This window comes from Streptomyces sp. NPDC005485, assembly GCF_040606085.1.
In the GTDB taxonomy this organism is placed as follows: Bacteria; Actinomycetota; Actinomycetes; order Streptomycetales; family Streptomycetaceae; genus Streptomyces.
In genome coordinates, this window is the sequence record NZ_JBEXDZ010000022.1 from 58,592 (window position 1) to 77,127 (window position 18,536).

Sequence of the window (18,536 nt, forward strand, 5' to 3'; positions counted from 1 at the left end):
CGTCAGGGGCTCAGCCGCTCCACCCGCCAGGACCCGTCCGGCTCCGCCATGTACCGCAGCCGGTCGTGCAGCCGGTTCTCGCGGCCCTGCCAGAACTCGACCGACTGCGGGGCGATACGGAAGCCGCCCCAGTTCGGCGGCACCGGCACCTGCTCGCCCTCGGGGTAGCGGGCCTTCAACTCCTCGTACGAGGCGTCCAGTTCGGCGCGGCTGTAGATGACCGAGGACTGGGCGCTGGCCCAGGCCCCGAGCTGCGAGCCGTGCGGGCGGGAGCGGAAGTACGCCGCCGTCTCGTCGCGCCCGGTGCGCCGCGCGATGCCCGTGACGACGATCTGGCGGGCGATCGCGTGCCAGGGGAACAGCAGCGAGACGTACGGGTTCTCGGCCAGGTCGCCGGCCTTGCGGGAGTCGTAGTTGGTGTAGAAGACGAAGCCCTGCTCGTCGTACTGCTTCAGCAGCACCGTGCGCGAGGTGGGCCGGCCCTCGGCGCCGGCGGTGGAGACGACCATGGCGTTCGGCTCGTACACCAGGCCCTTGGCCGCGGCCAGCGCGGCCTGTTCGAACCAGCGGGTGAACTGGTCCATGGGGTGCGCGGCCAGCTCGGTCTCGTCGAGGCCCTCGTGCCGGTAGTGCTCGCGCATCGCGGCGAGGTCGAGGATGGGGTCGTGGTCGGTCACGTGGTCATCCTGCCGTACGGAGCAGTCGGGCCGTACGGAGCGGTCGAGCCGTAGGGCGCCGTACGCAGCCGTCCTGCCGTACGAGAGCGGTCCCGTCGCGTGGCACTGAGTGCCGTACACCCTCCCCAAGGGTGGCACTCGGGGTTATCGTGCTGATGCCGCTCCGTTCGGCCGTCCCTTTGGGTGACCGCCGGCCGATCGGGGCATCACCGGGGTGACGGTGACCGCTCGATCCCCCCAGACCAGCTGTCGCACACATCACGAGGAGCCGCCTGATGTCCGACTTCGTACCCGGACTCGAGGGAGTCGTCGCGTTCGAGACGGAGATCGCCGAACCGGACAAGGAGGGCGGCGCACTCCGGTACCGAGGCGTCGACATCGAAGATCTGGTCGGCCACGTCTCCTTCGGCAACGTCTGGGGGCTGCTCGTCGACGGCGCCTTCAACCCCGGCCTGCCGCCCGCCGAGCCGTTCCCGATCCCCGTCCACTCCGGCGACATCCGCGTCGACGTGCAGTCCGCGCTCGCCATGCTCGCGCCCGTCTGGGGCCTGCGGCCGCTGCTCGACATCGATGCGCAGCGCGCCCGCGACGACCTCGCCCGCGCCGCCGTCATGGCGCTCTCCTACGTCGCCCAGTCCGCCCGCGGCCAGGGCCTGGCGATGGTCCCGCAGCGCGAGATCGACAAGGCCACCTCGATCACCGAACGGTTCATGATCCGCTGGCGCGGCGAACCCGACCCCAAGCACGTCGCCGCGGTGGACGCCTACTGGACCTCGGCCGCCGAGCACGGCATGAACGCCTCCACGTTCACCGCCCGCGTCATCGCCTCGACCGGCGCCGACGTGGCCGCGGCCCTCTCCGGAGCCGTCGGCGCCATGTCCGGGCCGCTGCACGGAGGCGCCCCGTCCCGTGTGCTGCACATGATCGAGGAGATCGAGCGCACGGGCGACGCCGATGCGTATGTGAAGCAGGCCCTCGACAAGGGCGAGCGCCTGATGGGCTTCGGCCACCGGGTGTACCGCGCCGAGGACCCGCGTGCCCGCGTGCTCCGGCGCACGGCTCGTGAGCTGGGCGCCCCTCGCTTCGAGGTCGCCGAGGCCCTGGAGAAGGCCGCGCTCGCCGAGCTGCACGCACGCCGCCCCGACCGCGTCCTGGCGACCAACGTCGAGTTCTGGGCGGCCATCGTCCTGGACTTCGCGGAGGTCCCGGCGCACATGTTCACCTCGATGTTCACCTGCGCCCGCACGGCAGGCTGGTCGGCGCACATCCTGGAGCAGAAGCGCACGGGCAGGCTCGTACGCCCGTCCGCGCGCTATGTGGGCCCCAGCTCCCGCAACCCCCAGGACATCGAGGGCTACGGGAACATCGCGCCCTGACCCCGGCGCCACCCAGGCCGTACGCCGGTCATCACGCGGGCGTGAGCAGCTCCGCGTGGTGGCGGGCGGCGACGAGCGGGTGGGCGCGGAGCTTGCCCTTCAACTCGTTGAAGCCGTACTCGGCGAACAGCGGGTTGGCCGGGTCGTCGGTGACGCCGGGCGCACCGGTCGCGTGCGGGAAGGGCAGCGGTTCGATGCGCGCGTCCAGCCGCGGGTTGTAGAAGAAGGGCACGGAGAACCGCTCGGTGGCTCCGGGCGGGCTGACCACGCGGTGGTTGGTCGCGAGCAGATAGCCGTTGGTGGCCACCTCCAGCAGCTCGCCGAGGTTGACGACGAAGGCCCCGGGAATCGGCGGCACGTCGTGGAAAAGCCCGTCCCCGCGCTGCACCTGGAGCCCGCCCACCTGGTCCTGGAGGAGCAGCGTCAGGAAGCCGTAGTCCTTGTGCGCGCCGACGCCCTGGCCGGCGCCGTCGCCCGAGCTGCCCGGGTAGCGCACCAGCTTCAGGTGCGGGTGACCGCGGTCCCCGAAGACGGGGTCGTAGAAGCCGGCGGGCGCGCCGATCGCCGTCAGCAGCTCGTGCAGCAGCCGCTGTGCGACGCCGCTCAGCCGGTCGATCCACGCGAGGGCGGCGCGCCGCAGCCCGGGCAGCGCGGCGGGCCACTGGTTCGGCCCCTCCAGCCACCAGTACGCGGGCTCACCCGGCCCGGGGATCCGCGCGGGGCGCTCGGCGCCGATGTCCAGCTGGTCGCGCCAGTCCCGGCTGCCGCCGGTCTGTTCGTCGCCGGTGCGCGTGTAGCCGCGGAAATGCGGCGAGTTGACGTTGTCGAGGGCGAGCCGGTCGGCCTCCGGCAGCGCGAAGAAGGCGCGCATGGCAGCGACCAGGTCATCGGTCTCGGCCTGGGTGACCCCGTGCCCGACCAGCTGGAAGAACCCCACGTCGTGAGCGGCGCTGTGCAACTGCGCGTGCAGCAGGGCGCGCGCCTGCGGTCCGCGGTCGGCGGCGGAGAGATCGATGATCGGAAGCTGGGCGTACTGGAGCTGCTGGTGCTGAGCCATGGTGTGCGTCCGCAGGGTGTACGGGTGCCCGGGCAGCCGCCGGGGGTGGGGCGGGACCACGGGTGCCAGGTGGAAGAAGGCGAAAAGAAGAAGGCGAAAAGAGGGGGCCGGAGGTCAGACGGACCGTCGACAGCCCATGCTCGTGACGCGCACGTAGTCCACGTGTCGGCGTCGAACAAGCATCGGAACCATGCGCCAAGAGTACTGCGGGACCAGGGATTCGGATGTGCCGGGCCTCACACGCCTGGAAAATCCTCACCGAGCCGGAGCCGGAGCCGGAGCCGGAGCCGGGAGCCCGATCCCGAGCCCGTGGTCGCGAACGCAGACGACCCGCGGACTCTGGTTCCCCACCGAGGAACGGTGAGGAGCCGGCCGGACTTACCGGCGAGCCCGCGGGTCGGGTGACTGCTGGAGATTGGGCCGGCTGCACGCATGATTCACGCGCTGGTCCGGCACCGCACTGGATGTGGTGACGGGCCGCTAGCCCGCAGCCACCTCACGCGTCCGGTTTGCATACATCTGCCAAACCACCTCCCTTCTCGTGTGCCCCACACTTTAGGAAGCTGTCGATGACGGCTCAACCGGTTTTTCGACGCACTTCCGGCGTACAACGATTTCGTCGAAACTTCCGGGAACCAGGTGTGTGCTGGGTCACGTTCGAGTTGAATGAAATGTAGTGAGTGAACTGTCGCGCCGTACGTACGGACGCAGCCTGCAGGGGGTCCAGGTGAGTGCTTCCCGGCGTAGTGGGACCACGGACGAGCTGGGGCCGGACGAGCCCGAGCCCGGGCCCGAGCATGAGCCCGAGCGGGACGGGTCCGACCTGCTTGCCGCGCTGCTGGACGGGATGGACGCCGCGCTGTGCGCGTTCGACGCCGACGGGGTCGTGACCCACTGGAACCGGGAGGCGGAGCGGATCCTCGGGTGGACGGCCACCGAGGCCGTGGGCCGCCACGGGTTCGCCGGCTGGGCCGTGCGGACCGCGGACGCCGAGGAGGTCGAGAAGCGGCTGCTGTCGGCGATGCAGGCCCCGGGACGGCAGGTGCACGAGTTCGCCCTGCTGACCAAGGACGGCGGGCGGGTGCTCGTACGGACCCAGTCGGCCGCCGTGCGCGGGCCCGACGGAAAGCCCGCCGGGGTGTACTGCGCCTTCAGCGAGGTGCACGCCCAGATCGACCTGGAGCGGTCCATCGCGCTGAGCGAGGCCCTCTTCGAGGACGCCAGCTGGGGCGTCGTACTCGTCGACGCCGATCTGCGGCCCGCCGTCGTCAACGCCCACGCCGCCCGCGCCCTCGGCATCGGGCGTACGGCCGTGCTCGGGCGCCCCCTGGGCGAGCTGCTCTCGCAGGGTGTCGAGGAACTGGAGAGCGCGCTGACGCACGTCCTCGCGGAAGGGGCGCCGCCCGCCCCGGCCGAGATGTGGGTGAGCGTGCGGACCGCCGAGGGCGAGGAGCGCCGGTGCTGGCGCAGCGGCTTCCTGCGGCTCGCCTCGCCCCTCACGGAGGAGCCCGTGCCGCTGGGCGTCGGCTGGCTCTTCCAGGACGTCACCGAGGCCAAGCAGACCGAGCAGGAGGCGGCGCTGCTGCGCTTCCGCGCCAACCAGCTGCACCGGGCCGCCCGCGCCGCCGCCGAGTGCGAGAACCCCGGCGAGGCGGCCACCGTCCACCTGGACTTCTCGCTCGCCGGGTACGCCGACCACGCCGTGATCGACCGGGTCGCCGGCGGCTCCGTGGCCGACGGCGAGGGACCGGTCCGGCTCGTCCGGATCGCGACCACGCCCTCGGGCGCGCCGGGGCCCACCCTCCTCGCCGGGAAGGCCGGCCTGCCCGTGCGCTACGGCGCGGGGCACCCCGCCCTCCAGTGCGTCGAGCGCGCCGGGTCCGTGCGGGCCAGTGCCACGGCGTCCGACCCGGAGTCCGCCCGTGAGTGGGCGGTGAGCCGCCAGTGGCCCGCGGACGCCGTGCACGCCCTGTGCGCGGTGCTGCGCAGCCGGGGGCGGACGCTGGGCGTGGTGACGTTCCTGCGCGGGTCGGGGCGCAGCCAGTTCGACCGTACGGACGCGGTGTACGCGGAGGACGTGGCCGTACGGATCGCGATGGCCCTGGACCTTGAGGGGCTCCTCGGGCGGTCGTGACGCCCCGGCGCGTGTCGCACGTCTCAGCGGCGGTAGAAGATCCGGTCGCCGTACTCCGTCATCACGCGGCCGTTCCACTCGTGGCCGCCGTCCACGTTGCCCGAGCGCAGCAGCGGGGGCTCGATGCCGCGGTCGGCGAGGGCGCCGGCGGCGGTGGCCATGACGGCCTGGAGGAGGGCCGTGGTGACGACGGTGGAGGCCGGGGCGAAGGGGGCCGGGACGGACTCCAGGGTGATCTCCGCGTCGCCGACCGCGATCTTCGAGTCGAGGACGAGGTCGCAGTGGTCCTTGAGGAACGTGCCGGAGACGTGCCGGGACTTCGTCTCCGCCGTGTACGCGACCGAGGTCACGCCGATGACCTTGACGCCGAGGGCACGGGCGTTCATGGCCATCTCCACGGGCAGCGCGTTGCGGCCGGAGAGGGAGATGATCACGAGGAGGTCGCCGGAGCGGACCGGGCTGCAGTCCAGGACCGCGCTCGCGAGCCCGTCGACACGCTCCAGGGCGGAGCCGAGCGTGGCCGGCATGACGTCGACGCCCACGACGCCGGGGACGCTGAGCAGGTTCATCAGGGCGAGGCCACCGGCCCGGTAGACGACGTCCTGTGCGGCGAGCGAGGAGTGTCCGGCGCCGAAGGCGAACAGCCGGCCCCCGTCGGCGACGGTGTCCGCGATGAGCGTGCCGGCGGCCACGATGGAGTCGGCCTCCTCGTCGCGGACCCGCTGGAGCAGGCCGATCGCGGCGTCGAAGAACTGCCCGGCCGGCTTGCTGTCGCTCATCGGCGAAGCCCCTCTCCCTGTGCGAGTCGCTGTGTCGCGGATCACCGTGCGGTCTGGACCAGTGCCCTGTCAATACGGTCGGCAAGGGTGCCGCGGGACTCCCGCGGAGGCACTCCTCGCCGCGTGGTTCCAACGGCGAGGCACGGTTGTCAGTGCTATGCGTCAGAATTGAGTCCAGGGCCAGCGCACACGCCGTGAGCCATCGAGTCTCCGGCAGAGCTAATCAAGGGGCACGTATGTCCGGACTGATCGACACCACGGAGATGTATCTCCGCACCATCCTCGAGCTGGAGGAGGAAGGCGTGGTCCCCATGCGCGCCCGGATCGCCGAGCGGCTCGACCAGAGCGGACCGACGGTCAGCCAGACGGTGGCGCGGATGGAGCGCGACGGCCTGGTGGCGGTCGCCAGCGACCGCCACCTGGAGCTCACCGAGGAGGGCCGCCGCCTCGCCACCCGCGTGATGCGCAAGCACCGCCTCGCCGAGTGTCTGCTCGTCGACGTGATCGGGCTGGAGTGGGAGCAGGTGCACGCCGAGGCGTGTCGCTGGGAGCACGTGATGAGCGAGGCCGTCGAGAGGCGCGTCCTGGAGCTGCTGCGCCACCCGACCGAGTCGCCGTACGGAAACCCGATCCCGGGCCTGGAGGAGCTGGGCGAGAAGGACGGCGCCGATCCGTTCCTCGACGAGGGCATGCTGTCGCTGGCGGAGCTGGACCCGGGCGCGGACGGCAAGACCGTCGTCGTACGGCGCATCGGGGAGCCGATCCAGACGGACGCGCAGCTGATGTACACGCTGCGCCGGGCGGGCGTGCAGCCCGGTTCGGTGGTCAGTGTGACGGCGTCGCCGGGCGGGGTGCTCGTGGGCAGCGGCGGCGAGGCCGCCGAGCTGGAGGCGGACGTCGCCTCCCATGTGTTCGTCGCCAAGCGCTGAGAGGGGCCGTTGGGCCGGCTGGACAGGCCGCGCCGGTGACCTCGGGAGGGGGCGTGTCCGTGGCCTCTGGAAGGGGCGCGTCCGGTTGTCAATTCCCGTGACGCCAGGGGTAGTTGTGATGTTTCCGCGACCTCACTGAAAACCAAGATTCAGTGTGCGGAATCGCAGCGCGCCGCCCGTTTGCGTGCGAGGCTGTCGCTTGAGGCATATGACCTGAGGGTTCTCGACCGTGTCGGACAGCGATGTCAGGCGGCCCGGGGAGAGGGGCGGGAGGATGTGCCGCAGACGTGTGGAGGGCCCCGGCGCCGCATGGCGCCGGGGCCTGTCCTCCCCCGAGCTGACCCGGAGCCCCGAGCTCCCAGGGTCACCCCCTTCGGACCGTTTTCCCCGAGCGGTCCGCCTCCCGCTGAAGATCTCCCCTCGGCGGCGCCGGTCAATCCTTGAGCACGGTCACTCGAATGAGCGGTGTTATGGCCAGAAAGGGCATTCTCGAATGCTCATTCGATAGCGTGGGGGCGCAAAAGGTGTACACGTGGAGCGACACCGCAACAGCGATCGGTCACAAGCTGTAGGAGTGAAGGCAGCGCAGGGGTAGGAAGCGGTACGGGTGGACCGGCCCGTTCGAGCGGGAGCGAGCGGTCCGAGCGAGCTTTGGGGGGTGCCAGAACCTATGGTGCGGCGCATCGACGTGACGGGTGCGGGTGGCGTACGCCTCGCCGCCTGGGAGTTCGCCGACCCTCCCAAGACGGGAGAGGTCGACAGGGCTCCCGGCATGCTGTTACTGCACGGCCTCATGGGCCGCGCCTCGCACTGGGCGTCCACCGCCCGCTGGCTGTCCGAGCGGCACCGCGCCGTGGCGCTCGACCAGCGGGGGCACGGCCAGAGCGACAAGCCCCCTGAGGCGTCGTACACACGTGAGGCGTACGTCGAGGACGCCGAGGCCGCCCTCGAACAGCTCGGCCTCGCCCCCACCGTCGTCATCGGCCACGCGATGGGCGCGCTCACCGGCTGGCAGCTCGCCGCCAAGCGCCCCGACCTGGTCTGCGGCCTGATCATCTGCGACATGCGGGCCTCCGCACTGGGCGCCGCCTCCCAGCGCGAGTGGGAGGACTGGTTCAAGGCCTGGCCCGTACCCTTCGCGACCATCGCCGACGTCCGCAAGTGGTTCGGCGAGGACGACCCGTGGGTGGAGCGCCCCAACCCGGCCCGCGGCGAGTTCTACGCCGAGGTCATGGCCGAGTCGGAGGACGGCTGGCGCCCGGTCTTCGAGCCCGAGCAGATGCTCAAGTCCCGCCAGACCTGGGTGTACGACGCGCACTGGGAGGAGCTGGCGCAGGTCCAATGCCCGGCCCTGGTCGTCCGAGGCCTCGACGGTGAGCTCGGCCGCGCCGAGTCCCAGGAGATGGTCCGCGTCCTGCCGCACGGCCAGTACGCGGAGGTGGCCGACGCCGGCCATCTCGTGCACTACGACCAGCCGGACGCCTGGCGCGCGGCGATCGAACCCTTCCTGGACCGGGTACTGGCCCCCGACGGCCGCTGACCGGCCCGAGGGCTGACCGGCCCGAGGGCTGATCGGTCCGATGGCTCAATGGCTGAATGGCTGAATGCCACAGCCTGTGTCACCTCCCCGGCCGGGAGGTGACACAGGCGCTCAGCCCTTGCTGACCGCCGCCAGGATCTCCGGCAGCCGCCGTGCCGTGCGCGGCGCGGCGAGCCGCAGCCCGGCCCAGGCGATCAGAGTGCCGTACGCGGCGCCCAGCGGCAGCAGCAGCCACGACCACTCGTCCCCGTCCGCCGACACGTTCAGCCAGATCGTGAGGGCGATGACGGGGGCGGAGAGCAGGGCCGCCGAGACCATGCCGCCGAAGATCGCGATCCAGGCGAGCCCGGCCTGCCCGGGGGCCACGTTCTTGTAGCCCTCCTGCGGGATCGAGTACGGGAAACGCGCCGACGACCAGGCGCCGGTGGCCAGCATCGCGCCGAGCAGCGCGAGGGACATCCCGAGCACCTCGGGCAGCCTGGGCCAGTCGCCGAGCATCGCGGTCGTCACCACCACCACGAGGGTGGCGTACGGCAGAGTGATCACCAGCAGCGCCAGCGCGCGCCCGCGCAGCTCGACGTACGCGTCCCGCGTGGACGAGATCGTCATCGCGACCATCCAGAACGCGGACGTGTCCTGCCCGAACTGGTTGTACATCTGGATGCCGAGCATCCCGGCGGCGAAACACGCGAAGTAGATCGAGCCGGTCCCCTGCAGCGCGTTGAACACCGGCACGATCAGCCCGATGGCCAGCGACGTCACCCAGGCGGCCTTCGTCTTCGGATCGCGCCACACATAGCGCAGGCTGCGCTCCATGACCGTCCCGGTGCGCCCGGCGGGCAGCAGCCGGCTCAGACCCGTCGCGCTCGCCCTGTCGCGGGCACCGGGCTCGGCGGCCTGGAGCGTCGACCCGTCCGGCGAGGTCATCAGCTGCGTCAGATGCCGCGTCCAGAGCGCCACCAGGCCCACCAACGCCCCCGCACTGAGCAGGAGCTGCGCGACCCCGGCCCCGTAGGACCCCTCGCTCACCGAGTCGACCGCGCCGATCGCCGACGCCGGCGGCACCCAGCGCAGTACGTCCGCGACCGGGTCCAGCTGCGACAGGCCGCCCGCCGAACCGAGCCGCTGCGCACCGAAGTTGACGAGCTGCGCGCCGATCGCGATCACCAGACCGCTCAGGACGGCCAGGTCGCGGCCCTTGCGGCTGGTCAGCAGCCGGATGTTGGCGGCCGCGACGGCCCGTGCGAGGGCCACGCAGACGAGCAGGGCCAGCGCCGCGCCGACGACCGCGGTGACGTACGCCGCCGCGCCGTGCGCCACGGAGATCACCGAACCGGCCAGCAGACAGAGCGAGAAGAGCGGGCCGACCCCGACCAGCGACGCCGCGAGCAGGGCGCGCACCAGGGGGCGCGGGCGCAGCGGCAGCATCACCAGGCGGGTCGGGTCGAGCGTCTCGTCGCCACTGGGGAAGAACAGCGGCATCACCGCCCAGCCGATCCCGAGAACGGCCACGAGCAGCACGGCGACGGCCGTGGCGTGCGTGTTGCCCCGCATCGCGATCAGACCGAGCAGTTGGAGGGCGGCGAAGAGGAGCGCGAGAACCATGGACGTGACGTACGCGGCCCGCCGCCCCGCCGACTGCCGCAGCCCGTTGCGCAGCAGCGACAGCTTGAGCCGTACGACGACGGGGGTGATCGACACGGCGGAGACGCCGGGGGAGGCCCCCGTGGAGGTGTTGGGCGCGGTACCGGGGGCGATGCTCATCGTGCTCCGCCGCCGCCCAGCCAGTCGAGGTCGGAGCCGGTGGCTCGGTCGCCCGCGCCGACCAGCTCCAGGAAGGCGTGCTGGAGCGAGGGCGCGCTCCCCCGCACCTCGGCGAGCGGGCCGTGCGCACGGATGCGCCCCGCGGCCATCACGGCCACCCAGTCGCACAGCGACTCGACCAGCTCCATGACGTGCGAGGAGAAGACGACGGTGGCGCCGGAGGCGGTGTAGCGCTCCAGGACGCCGCGGATGATCTGCGCGGAGACCGGGTCGACGCCCTCGAAGGGCTCGTCGAGGAAGAGGACTTCGGGGTTGTGGAGGAGAGCGGCGGCGAGCCCGATCTTCTTGCGCATACCGGTCGAGTAGTCGACGACCAGCTTGTGCTGGGCGCCCGCGAGGTCGAGGACGTCGAGGAGCTGCGCGGCCCGCTTGTCCACCTCGGCGCCCGGCAGCCCGCGCAACCTGCCGGTGTAGGCCAGAAGTTCACGCCCGGAGAGCCGCTCGAAGAGCCTGAGCCCCTCCGGCAGGACCCCGATGCGCGCCTTCACCTGCACCGGATCGCGCCACACGTCGTGGCCGACGACCTCGACGGTGCCCGCGTCGGGTCGCAGCAGCCCGGTCACCATCGACAGCGTGGTGGTCTTCCCCGCGCCGTTCGGTCCGACGAGCCCGATGAACTGCCCCGCGGGCAGCTCCAGGTCGATCCCCGCGACGGCGATCTGCTCCCCGAACCGCTTCCAGAGCCCTTGCACACGTACGGCGGCTGCGCCCACCACGACTCCCTCCGTCACGGAGCACCCTACGGCGGGAGGGCACTCGCCCCGGCAGAGGCGCCGCGAACGGCTACCGGTCCCGCCCGCACGCGTACGCGAGGGGGGAGATCAACTCCTCCGCGTCCGGCAGCCACCGGTTCGCGGGCGTGGGCCGACAGGCCCACTGCACGGCCCCCCGCGACCCGTACCGGGTGGGCGGGGCGGCCACGTACGCGCCCTCGCCGAGGGCGACCAGGTCCAGCGAGGCAGGCGGCCAGCCCAGCTTCCGTACGAGGTCCGGGACCTTCGCGGAGGCGCCCGGAAGGACGAAGAAGTGCATGCGCCGGTCCGGGGTGCAGGTGACGGGGCCGAGAGTCAGCTCCATGCGCTCCATGCGGGCCAGCGCGAGGAACCCGGCGGTCTCGGAGACATCGATCGCGTCGAACGTACGCCCAGTGGGCAGCAGGATCGAAGCAGCCGGCTGCTTCGCCCACAGGCGGCGCGCGACCGTCGCACTGCCCGTCGCCTGGGTCGCCCAGTCCTCGCGTGCGGGATGCGCGCCGGGCACGGCGCACGCGGAGTCGCCGCAGGAGCAGCGCTGCACCCCGTCGACGGCTTCCAGCCAGGTGCCGGGGAACACGTCCCAGTGGCGCTCCTCGGCATAGCGCACGGCGGTGTCCTGCAGCGATTCGCCGCGCTGCTGGGGGATCTGGGCGGTCTCGGTGCCTGCGATCGTCTCTTCCACGCTCCACTCAACTCCCGTGTCCACCCCGGGTTACGGGCTACGCGCGCGCGGGGGAGGAGCATCGATTCCGCATGTGGGGCGCATGGATGCACGGGTGGGGGCGCGCAGGAGGAACGGCAGCGGGGCTGGGTAGCCACCAGAGGGGTAGGGTCACGGGCTCTACTCCGGCAATCCTCACATGTCTCGCATCTTCGGTATGTCCGCGGGGCATTGATCTTCATGGCCGACTTCTTTCGTTCCCCCAGCCGTGGGGGTTCGGCGGGCCGGTCGCGGAAGACACGTCAACTCGGTGCGTGGGCAGGCACCGCAGCCACAGGGGGTACGCCATGGCCGCAAGGCCTCTCGTCGCGCGGCAGCCGAACGAACGGTTGCAGGCGCTCATCCAGGAAGCGGGCTGCTCGAACGCAGGGCTCGCCCGCCGGGTCAACATGTGCGGCGCGGAGCACGGCCTCGATCTGCGCTACGACAAGACGTCCGTGGCCCGCTGGCTGCGTGGACAGCAGCCGCGGGGGCGGGCGCCCGCGATCATCGCCGAGGCGCTCGGCCGCAAGCTGGGCCGCACCGTCACGATCGACGAGATCGGCATGGCCAACGGCAAGAACCTCGCCTCCGGCGTCGGCCTCCAGTTCTCGCCGACCGTCCTCGGCGCCATCGAACAGGTCTGCGAACTGTGGCGCAGCGACGTGGGCCGCCGCGACTTCCTGTCCGGCTCGTCCGTCGCCGCCTCCGCGCTCGTCGAGCCCAGCCGCGACTGGCTGATCTCCGCACCGGACTCCCAGGTGTCCCGGCAGGCGGGGCCACGGGTCGGGCAGTCCGACGTGGCGGCGGTGCGCGCCATGACGCAGGCCCTCACCGACCTCGACCACCAGTACGGCAGCGGGCATGTGCGCCCGGTCGTCGTGCACTACCTCAACAGCGTGGTCTCCGGGCTGCTCGCGGGCTCGTACCGGGAAGCCGTCGGGCGCGAACTGTTCGCCGCCGTCTCCCGGTTGACGGAGCTGGCCGGCTACATGGCCATCGACACGGGCCAACCGGGGCTCGCCCAGCGGTACTACATCCAGGCTCTGCGTCTGGCTCAGGCCGCCGGCGACCGCGGCTACGGCGGCTATGTGCTCGCCGCGTCCATGAGCCATCTCGCCGCCCAGCTGGGAAACCCGCGTGAGATCGCCCAGTTGGCGCGCGCGGCGCAGGAGGGGGCGCGTGGGCGGGTGACCCCGCGTGCGGAGTCGATGTTCCTCGCCGCGGAGGCGCGGGGGCACGCCCTGATGGGCGATGCGCGGGCGGCGCAGGTCGCGTCGGGGCGTGCGGTCGCGGCATTGGAGGCGGCCGACCCCGCGTCCGGGGACGACCCGGCGTGGATCGCGCACTTCGACGAGGCCTACCTGGCCGACGAGTTGGCGCACTGCCACCGGGACCTGGGGCAGGCGGAGGCGGCGGCGCGGTGCGCGCAGGAGTCCCTCGACGGGCACCCGGAGTCGCGCGCCCGCAGGCGGGCCATCGGTTTCGTGCTCCTCGCGACGGCCCAGGTGCAGCAGCGCGAGGTGGAACAGGCCTGCCACACCGGACTCAAGGCGGTCGAACTCCTCGGCACCCTGCGCTCCAACCGCGGCGCCGAGTACCTGGACGACTTCCAGCAGCGCCTGGAGCCGTACCGGGACGAGCCGGTGGTAAGGGAGTTCGGGGCGCGCATGGATCTTCAGGCGGCCGCGTGAACGGATGGCGTGCGCCGGGGTGAACGGACGGGAAACAGGGACGTCGGCGGCGAAGGGAGGCATATCCAGCGCGCCGAGGGGTGGATTCGTTACCTCGGTCACAGGAGGGGCAGGTCACCTTCTGTGCTGCGTGGCACGGGGTCGCGCGGACCCGGTAGCGTGAGCCGACGATTCCGAAGGTCCCCCATTCGTAGGAGTCCCGGTGACGCAGAGTGGACAGGGCGAGGAGCCCTCGGCGCGGCCCGCGCGCGAAGGCATCGTGCTGCCCTCCGACGGCAGTGAGCCCTTGCTGCCGGGCACGACGGGCGACCGCACGGCTCCCGCGGGCGGGCAGGCCTGGGGCAGACCCTGGGGGCCCGAGCAGCCGCCGGCGCCTGCCCAGCAGCCCGAGCAGGGGCAGCCGCCGCAGCACGCACAGCAGGAGCAGGGCTGGGGTACGTACGGCGCTCAGTCGTACGGCGCTCCGGCTCCGACCGGCCCCGAGACCTACGGGGCGCCCGACGCGCAGACGTACGGCGCCCCGCCCGCGCAGACGTACGGCGCCCCGCCCGCGCAGGCCTACGACGGCCCGCCCGCGCAGAGCTACGACGGTCCTTCGGGGCCGGCGTACGGGGCTCCTGCGGCACAGACCTGGGGGGCGTCCGCGCCGCCGCAGTCCGCCCCGCCCGCCCCGGACTGGGGCGCCCAGGGTGGGCCGCAGGGCGGCCAGGGTGGTCAGGAGTGGGCCTCCTCGGGGGCGTACGGGGCTCCGCAGGCGCCGTTGGGTGCCGGGCCGTTGCCGCCCGCAGTGGACGAGGGAGCGACGCAGTACATCCCGCCCGTGGCGGCCGCGGCTCCGGTCCACGAAGGCGCCACACAGTACATACCGCCCATACCCGCCGCCGGTGGTCCCGACGAGGGTGCCACCCAGTTCCTCCCGCCGGTGGGACCGGGCGCGCTGCCGCCCGAGGTGCCGGCCGACGCGACGCAGTTCCTCGGGCGCGCGCCGCAGGGCGGACCCGGGTCTCAGGGCGGAGCCGGATCGCAGGGTGGTGCCGGGCCGCTGCCGCCCGCCGCGCACCCCGACGCCGAGGCCACGCAGTACATAGCCCCCGTGCCCGCCCAGTCCGGCGCGGCCCCGTACGGGGTCCGTCCGGGCGGCCCGGAGGACCGGCAGCCGCCGGCCGAGTTCGACAACCTGTTCCGCAGCGAGCCCGAGGGGCCCGCGTCCACACAGCAGCTCCCGCGCTTCGACCCGGCGGCGCCGCACGGCGCACCGCACGGCGGGTACGGCGCGCAGGCGCCGGGTGGGCCCGGAGCCCCGGGCGGGCGGGCCGCCGCACGGCGCGGTGTGTCCGGTGACGACGGCAGCGGTGACGGAGGCGGCGGGCGCGGTGGCCGCAGCCGCTCGCGCGTCCCCCTGATCGCCGCGGTCGGCATCGGTATCGCCGTCCTCGGCATCGGCGCCGGTGCCCTGCTCAGCGGTGGCGGAGGTGACGACAGCAAGGACGACAACAGCAAGAACGTGTCCGCGACCGAGCCGACGAGCGAGTCGGCGTCGCCGTCCACCGATCCGGCCAAGGCGCAGGCCGTCGCGCTGGACAAGCTCCTCGCAGACAGCGGTGGCAGCCGGGCCTCGGTGATCAGTGCCGTGGCGGACGTGCGGGTCTGCGACAACCTCGACCAGGCGGCGAGCGATCTGCGCGACGCCGCCAAGCAGCGCGGCGAGCTCGTCACCCGGCTCGACGCCCTCGCCGTCGACAAGCTCCCGGCCAACGCCGACCTGAAGAGCGCGCTCACCAGCGCCTGGAAGGCCTCCGCGTCGGCCGACAACCACTACGCCGCCTGGGCCGACCAGGTCGACGGCAGGAAGGGCTGCCACAAGGGCAAGGCCCGCTCCACCCCGCAGACACAGGCGGGCAACCGGGCCAGCGGCACGGCCAGCGCTCAGAAGTCCAAGGCCGCGAAGCTGTGGAACTCCATCGCGAGCACGTACGGGCTGACGCAGCGGCAGCCGACTCAGCTCTGACGTTCGGGCGGCCGCAGGGGCGCGCGGGTCGTCAGTCCGCGTTCTCCAGCGTCCTCTTCACATTGACGAACCCGCGCCGGGCCGACACCAGTTGACCCCTGCGTACGACCTGGAACGTGACGTCGGCGTTGACCAGGCGCGGGAACTCGACGGTCGCGAGCATGTCCTGGGAGCGCCAGCTGAGCGTCGGCGTGAGCCCTCCCGTCGACACCTTGAGCCCCTTGTCGAGCGACCGCTGCACCGTGCGGGAGGACACCTCGCCGTCGCCCAGCGACTCGATCGCCGCCTTCAGCACGGTGTACGCGATCCACGTGGTCTGCACCCCGGGGTCCGCGGGATCGATCCGGTTGTCGTCGAAGGCCTGCTCCTTGATCACCTTCCGCATCGTGTCCCAGCGGTGATCGCTCGCCGCCGGGTACCAGCCGGTGGCGTACGACTCCTCGTACGGGCTCGAAGGACCCCCGGTGGAGTCGATCAGCGACTGGTCGACGCTGCCCAGCACGGTGGCCGTGCGCACCTTCGGGTACTCCTGGCGGTCGCGGCGGAAGGAGTCCATGAACGTGTCCGTGCGGTCGCCGAGCGCCGGCACCACGCACCCGCGCTTCGCCGGGTCCGAGGTCGCGCGCCGCAGTGCCTGCGAGGTCTGCCCCGCGTACTCGGTCGCGTCGTCCGCGGCCCGCTGGTCGTCGACGGTGCGGTGACCCTCCGACTTCAGGCCCGCGTTGAGCAGTACCGGCAGCTGGTCGCCGGCGAAGGTGTCCGGCCGTACGAGCGCGACCGGGCCGCAGATCTTGCCGAGCTGCTCCCCGAGCCCCGCGAGCAGCGCCGGTTCGCCGCCGTTGACCGGGTAGGACACCGGGCTCTCGAACTCGTCGTCCGTGACGCCGTAGCCGCCTATGTAGGGGATGCCCGCGGACTCCAGCGGCGAGAGGAAGTACGTGCCGTGCTGGCTGTAAGAGCCGACCACGGCGATCACGTTCTCGTCCGCGGCGCGGCGGGCGCACTTCGCGGCGCCCACGGTGTCGTTGTGATCGTTGCAGGTCAGGACCTTGAGCTCGCGGCCGTTGATGCCGCCGTGGGCGTTGATCCAGCGCGCGTAGGCCTGCGCGAGCGCGGGCATGCCGGGCTTGTTGGTCGCCTCGGTCTTCTCCGGCGCCCAGGTCATGACGGTGATGGGCTCGTCCCTGGCTCCCCCCGTGGTGCCAGGGACGACCCCGCATCCGACGGCGAGCGACGCACACGCCGCCAGCGCTCCCGCGGACAGGGCGATCGTCCGGGCGGGTCGGTGGTGCGCGGAACGGAAGATGCGGTTGCGTCGCCTGCCGGTCATGGACACGCACGATTCCGTCACACCAATAACCCGGGAGTGACCCGTGGTCAACGTGCGGTGACGCGGAGGTGAATTACGGGGGGCGGTAACGCGTTCGGGTGGGGGAACGTACGATCGATGACCGTGCAAGGTTCGGAGAACTCTTCCCGTCGCGGCCGTCGCTCATCCACCATGGGCGGCATGCCACTGAACGACATGCCGTGGTGGCGCTGGCGCAGCAATGTGCGCTCCGCGCTGCACATGCTCTCCGATCCCGCGTTCCAGCGCGACGTCTGGCTCGCCGGCGTCGACGGGTACGGGGACGTCACCGACGCCGTGTACCGCCTGGTCGAGGACACCTGGCTCGACAGCTGGTCCGCCGAGAAGTACGTCGGCACGATCTTCCGCGACTCGCAGGAAGCGGCCCTCGTCGACACCGCGGTGCTCCGCGTGCTGCGGATCATGCACCAGGTCGGGCCCGACGCGCCCGTCTCCGCCTACCTCGACCACCAGGCCTGGCCGGAGGCCGTACGGGCCGCGCGTGACGCGCATGTCCGCATGGCGGTGGGGGACGGGGAGGAGCCGGACGTGCCGCCGCGGACGCTCGAGGTGCTGCGGATTCTCACGCGGTCCGCCTAGCGGGACGGGAAGTCGGCGGGGGTGGCGGATATGGGAACCTGTCCTGCATGAACGAGCAGCCCGTCCGCGCCGCAGCGCCCGCTGAACAGTACGTCCTCACCCTGTCCTGCCCCGACAAGCAGGGCATCGTGCACGCCGTGTCGAGCTACCTCTTCATGACCGGCTGCAACATCGAGGACAGTCAGCAGTTCGGCGACCACGACACGGGTCTGTTCTTCATGCGCGTCCACTTCTCGGCGGAGGCGCCGGTGACGGTGGACAAGCTGCGGGCGAGCTTCGCCGCGATCGGGGACGCCTTCCAGATGGACTGGACGATCCATCGGGCCGAGCAGAAGATGCGGATCGTCCTCATGGTCAGCAAGTTCGGGCACTGCCTCAACGACCTGCTGTTCCGGGCGCGGATCGGGGCGCTGCCGGTGGAGATCGCGGCGGTCGTCTCCAACCACACGGATTTCGCCGAACTCGTGGGTTCGTACGACGTTCCTTTCCGGCACATTCCGGTCACTCGGGATACGAAGGCTGCGGCGGAGGCCGAGCTGCTGGAGCTGGTCCGGGCGGAGAACGTGGAGCTGGTCGTGCTGGCCCGCTACATGCAGGTGCTGTCGGACGACCTGTGCAAGGCGTTGAGCGGGCGGATCATCAACATCCACCACTCCTTCCTGCCCAGCTTCAAGGGTGCGAAGCCGTATCACCAGGCGCATGCGCGGGGTGTGAAGCTCATCGGCGCCACCGCGCACTATGTGACCGCCGACCTCGACGAGGGGCCGATCATCGAGCAGGAAGTCGAGCGGGTGGGGCATGACGTGACCCCCGACCAGCTGGTCGCGATCGGGCGCGACGTCGAGTGCCAGGCGCTGGCGCGCGCCGTGAAGTGGCATGCGGAGCGGCGCATCTTGCTGAACGGGCGGCGGACTGTGGTGTTCGCGTAGGTCTGGCGTGGGCGCCTGTCGCAGGGCGCGGTGCGGGTGTGTTGTGGGTCGGGTCCGTGCCGTCTGCTGGCGTGGGCGCCGTTCGCGGTGCGGCGCGGTGGGTGGGTCGGGTCCGTGCCGGTACGTCTGCTGGCGGGGTCGACGGGTACGCGCAGTCGGTCGACCAGCGCGTGAAGATGGCCGGCT

The 18,536-nt window shown here is 72.0% G+C and carries 15 protein-coding genes; 8 read left to right on the forward strand and 7 right to left on the reverse strand.

Annotation, left to right across the window (positions count from 1 at the left end):
• Nucleotides 1-2: 2 nt before the first annotated feature.
• Nucleotides 3-677 carry a pyridoxamine 5'-phosphate oxidase gene (pdxH, locus tag ABZS97_RS10670; RefSeq protein ID WP_356135957.1) on the reverse strand — a complete coding sequence of 225 codons (675 nt, stop codon included), beginning with the start codon at nt 675-677 and terminating at the stop codon, nt 3-5.
• Nucleotides 678-952: 275 nt separating this feature from the next.
• Between pdxH and ABZS97_RS10675 the strand changes: the two genes are divergently transcribed.
• The gene (locus tag ABZS97_RS10675; RefSeq protein WP_356135921.1) at nt 953-2,053 is read left to right on the forward strand and encodes a citrate synthase 2; all 1,101 of its coding nucleotides are present in this window, start codon (nt 953-955) and stop codon (nt 2,051-2,053) included.
• A 31-nt stretch (nt 2,054-2,084) separates the two neighbouring features.
• Here ABZS97_RS10675 and ABZS97_RS10680 read toward each other — a convergent pair whose 3' ends face one another.
• The gene (locus ABZS97_RS10680) at nt 2,085-3,110 is read right to left on the reverse strand and encodes a 2-oxoglutarate and iron-dependent oxygenase domain-containing protein (RefSeq protein ID WP_356135923.1); all 1,026 of its coding nucleotides are present in this window, start codon (nt 3,108-3,110) and stop codon (nt 2,085-2,087) included.
• Nucleotides 3,111-3,837: 727 nt separating this feature from the next.
• Between ABZS97_RS10680 and ABZS97_RS10685 the strand changes: the two genes are divergently transcribed.
• On the forward strand, nt 3,838-5,244 hold the full coding sequence (locus ABZS97_RS10685; RefSeq protein ID WP_356135927.1) for a PAS domain-containing protein: 1,407 nt from the start codon (nt 3,838-3,840) through the stop codon (nt 5,242-5,244).
• 23 nt (nt 5,245-5,267) lie between these two features.
• Here the strand turns inward: ABZS97_RS10685 and ABZS97_RS10690 are convergent, their stop codons facing one another.
• The gene (locus ABZS97_RS10690; RefSeq protein ID WP_356135930.1) at nt 5,268-6,023 is read right to left on the reverse strand and encodes an SIS domain-containing protein; all 756 of its coding nucleotides are present in this window, start codon (nt 6,021-6,023) and stop codon (nt 5,268-5,270) included.
• Between the two features lie 236 nt (nt 6,024-6,259).
• On the opposite strand from ABZS97_RS10690, the gene ABZS97_RS10695 reads away from it, so the two are divergent.
• Nucleotides 6,260-6,952 (forward strand): metal-dependent transcriptional regulator, encoded by a 693-nt coding sequence (locus ABZS97_RS10695; RefSeq protein WP_356135932.1) that lies wholly within the window; start codon nt 6,260-6,262, stop codon nt 6,950-6,952.
• 670 nt (nt 6,953-7,622) lie between these two features.
• A complete protein-coding gene (locus ABZS97_RS10700; protein ID WP_356135934.1) occupies nt 7,623-8,492 on the forward strand; it encodes an alpha/beta hydrolase in 870 nt (289 codons plus the stop codon).
• 111 nt (nt 8,493-8,603) lie between these two features.
• On the opposite strand, the gene ABZS97_RS10705 is transcribed toward ABZS97_RS10700, so the two are convergent.
• The 3 genes from ABZS97_RS10705 to ABZS97_RS10715 are packed head-to-tail and all read right to left on the reverse strand — an operon-like array spanning nt 8,604 to nt 11,753.
• The gene (locus ABZS97_RS10705) at nt 8,604-10,256 is read right to left on the reverse strand and encodes a transporter (RefSeq protein ID WP_356135936.1); all 1,653 of its coding nucleotides are present in this window, start codon (nt 10,254-10,256) and stop codon (nt 8,604-8,606) included.
• On the reverse strand, nt 10,253-11,047 hold the full coding sequence (locus ABZS97_RS10710; RefSeq protein WP_356135938.1) for an ABC transporter ATP-binding protein: 795 nt from the start codon (nt 11,045-11,047) through the stop codon (nt 10,253-10,255). The genes ABZS97_RS10705 and ABZS97_RS10710 overlap by 4 nt, the downstream gene beginning before the upstream one ends.
• A gap of 52 nt (nt 11,048-11,099) precedes the next feature.
• Entirely contained in the window at nt 11,100-11,753 is a 654-nt protein-coding gene (locus tag ABZS97_RS10715; protein ID WP_356135940.1) for a bifunctional DNA primase/polymerase, read from the reverse strand.
• A gap of 326 nt (nt 11,754-12,079) precedes the next feature.
• Between ABZS97_RS10715 and ABZS97_RS10720 the strand changes: the two genes are divergently transcribed.
• Together ABZS97_RS10720 and ABZS97_RS10725 are read left to right on the forward strand one after the other, a co-directional pair.
• Entirely contained in the window at nt 12,080-13,465 is a 1,386-nt protein-coding gene (locus ABZS97_RS10720) for a transcriptional regulator (protein WP_356135942.1), read from the forward strand.
• A gap of 202 nt (nt 13,466-13,667) precedes the next feature.
• Nucleotides 13,668-15,473, forward strand: a complete 1,806-nt coding sequence (locus tag ABZS97_RS10725) for a hypothetical protein (protein WP_356135944.1) — start codon at nt 13,668-13,670, stop codon at nt 15,471-15,473.
• Nucleotides 15,474-15,504: 31 nt separating this feature from the next.
• On the opposite strand, the gene ABZS97_RS10730 is transcribed toward ABZS97_RS10725, so the two are convergent.
• On the reverse strand, nt 15,505-16,803 hold the full coding sequence (locus tag ABZS97_RS10730) for an ABC transporter substrate-binding protein (RefSeq protein ID WP_356135946.1): 1,299 nt from the start codon (nt 16,801-16,803) through the stop codon (nt 15,505-15,507).
• Nucleotides 16,804-16,920: 117 nt separating this feature from the next.
• Between ABZS97_RS10730 and ABZS97_RS10735 the strand changes: the two genes are divergently transcribed.
• Nucleotides 16,921-17,421, forward strand: coding sequence for a hypothetical protein (locus ABZS97_RS10735; protein WP_356135948.1), 501 nt, complete (start codon nt 16,921-16,923; stop codon nt 17,419-17,421).
• A gap of 47 nt (nt 17,422-17,468) precedes the next feature.
• The gene (gene purU / locus ABZS97_RS10740) at nt 17,469-18,350 is read left to right on the forward strand and encodes a formyltetrahydrofolate deformylase (protein ID WP_356135950.1); all 882 of its coding nucleotides are present in this window, start codon (nt 17,469-17,471) and stop codon (nt 18,348-18,350) included.
• The last annotated feature ends 186 nt before the right edge of the window (nt 18,351-18,536 follow it).

What these genes read in the sequence shown, in the direction of transcription:
- ABZS97_RS10720 (WP_356135942.1), top strand. Translation starts at nt 12,080, where the DNA reads ATGGCCGCAAGGCCTCTCGTCGCGCGGCAGCCGAACGAACGGTTGCAG.
- ABZS97_RS10680 (WP_356135923.1), bottom strand. Translation starts at nt 3,110, where the DNA reads ATGGCTCAGCACCAGCAGCTCCAGTACGCCCAGCTTCCGATCATCGAT.
- ABZS97_RS10705 (WP_356135936.1), bottom strand. Translation starts at nt 10,256, where the DNA reads ATGAGCATCGCCCCCGGTACCGCGCCCAACACCTCCACGGGGGCCTCC.
- ABZS97_RS10675 (WP_356135921.1), top strand. Translation starts at nt 953, where the DNA reads ATGTCCGACTTCGTACCCGGACTCGAGGGAGTCGTCGCGTTCGAGACG.
- ABZS97_RS10735 (WP_356135948.1), top strand. Translation starts at nt 16,921, where the DNA reads ATGACCGTGCAAGGTTCGGAGAACTCTTCCCGTCGCGGCCGTCGCTCA.
- ABZS97_RS10690 (WP_356135930.1), bottom strand. Translation starts at nt 6,023, where the DNA reads ATGAGCGACAGCAAGCCGGCCGGGCAGTTCTTCGACGCCGCGATCGGC.
- purU (WP_356135950.1), top strand. Translation starts at nt 17,469, where the DNA reads ATGAACGAGCAGCCCGTCCGCGCCGCAGCGCCCGCTGAACAGTACGTC.
- ABZS97_RS10730 (WP_356135946.1), bottom strand. Translation starts at nt 16,803, where the DNA reads ATGACCGGCAGGCGACGCAACCGCATCTTCCGTTCCGCGCACCACCGA.
- ABZS97_RS10695 (WP_356135932.1), top strand. Translation starts at nt 6,260, where the DNA reads ATGTCCGGACTGATCGACACCACGGAGATGTATCTCCGCACCATCCTC.
- ABZS97_RS10700 (WP_356135934.1), top strand. Translation starts at nt 7,623, where the DNA reads ATGGTGCGGCGCATCGACGTGACGGGTGCGGGTGGCGTACGCCTCGCC.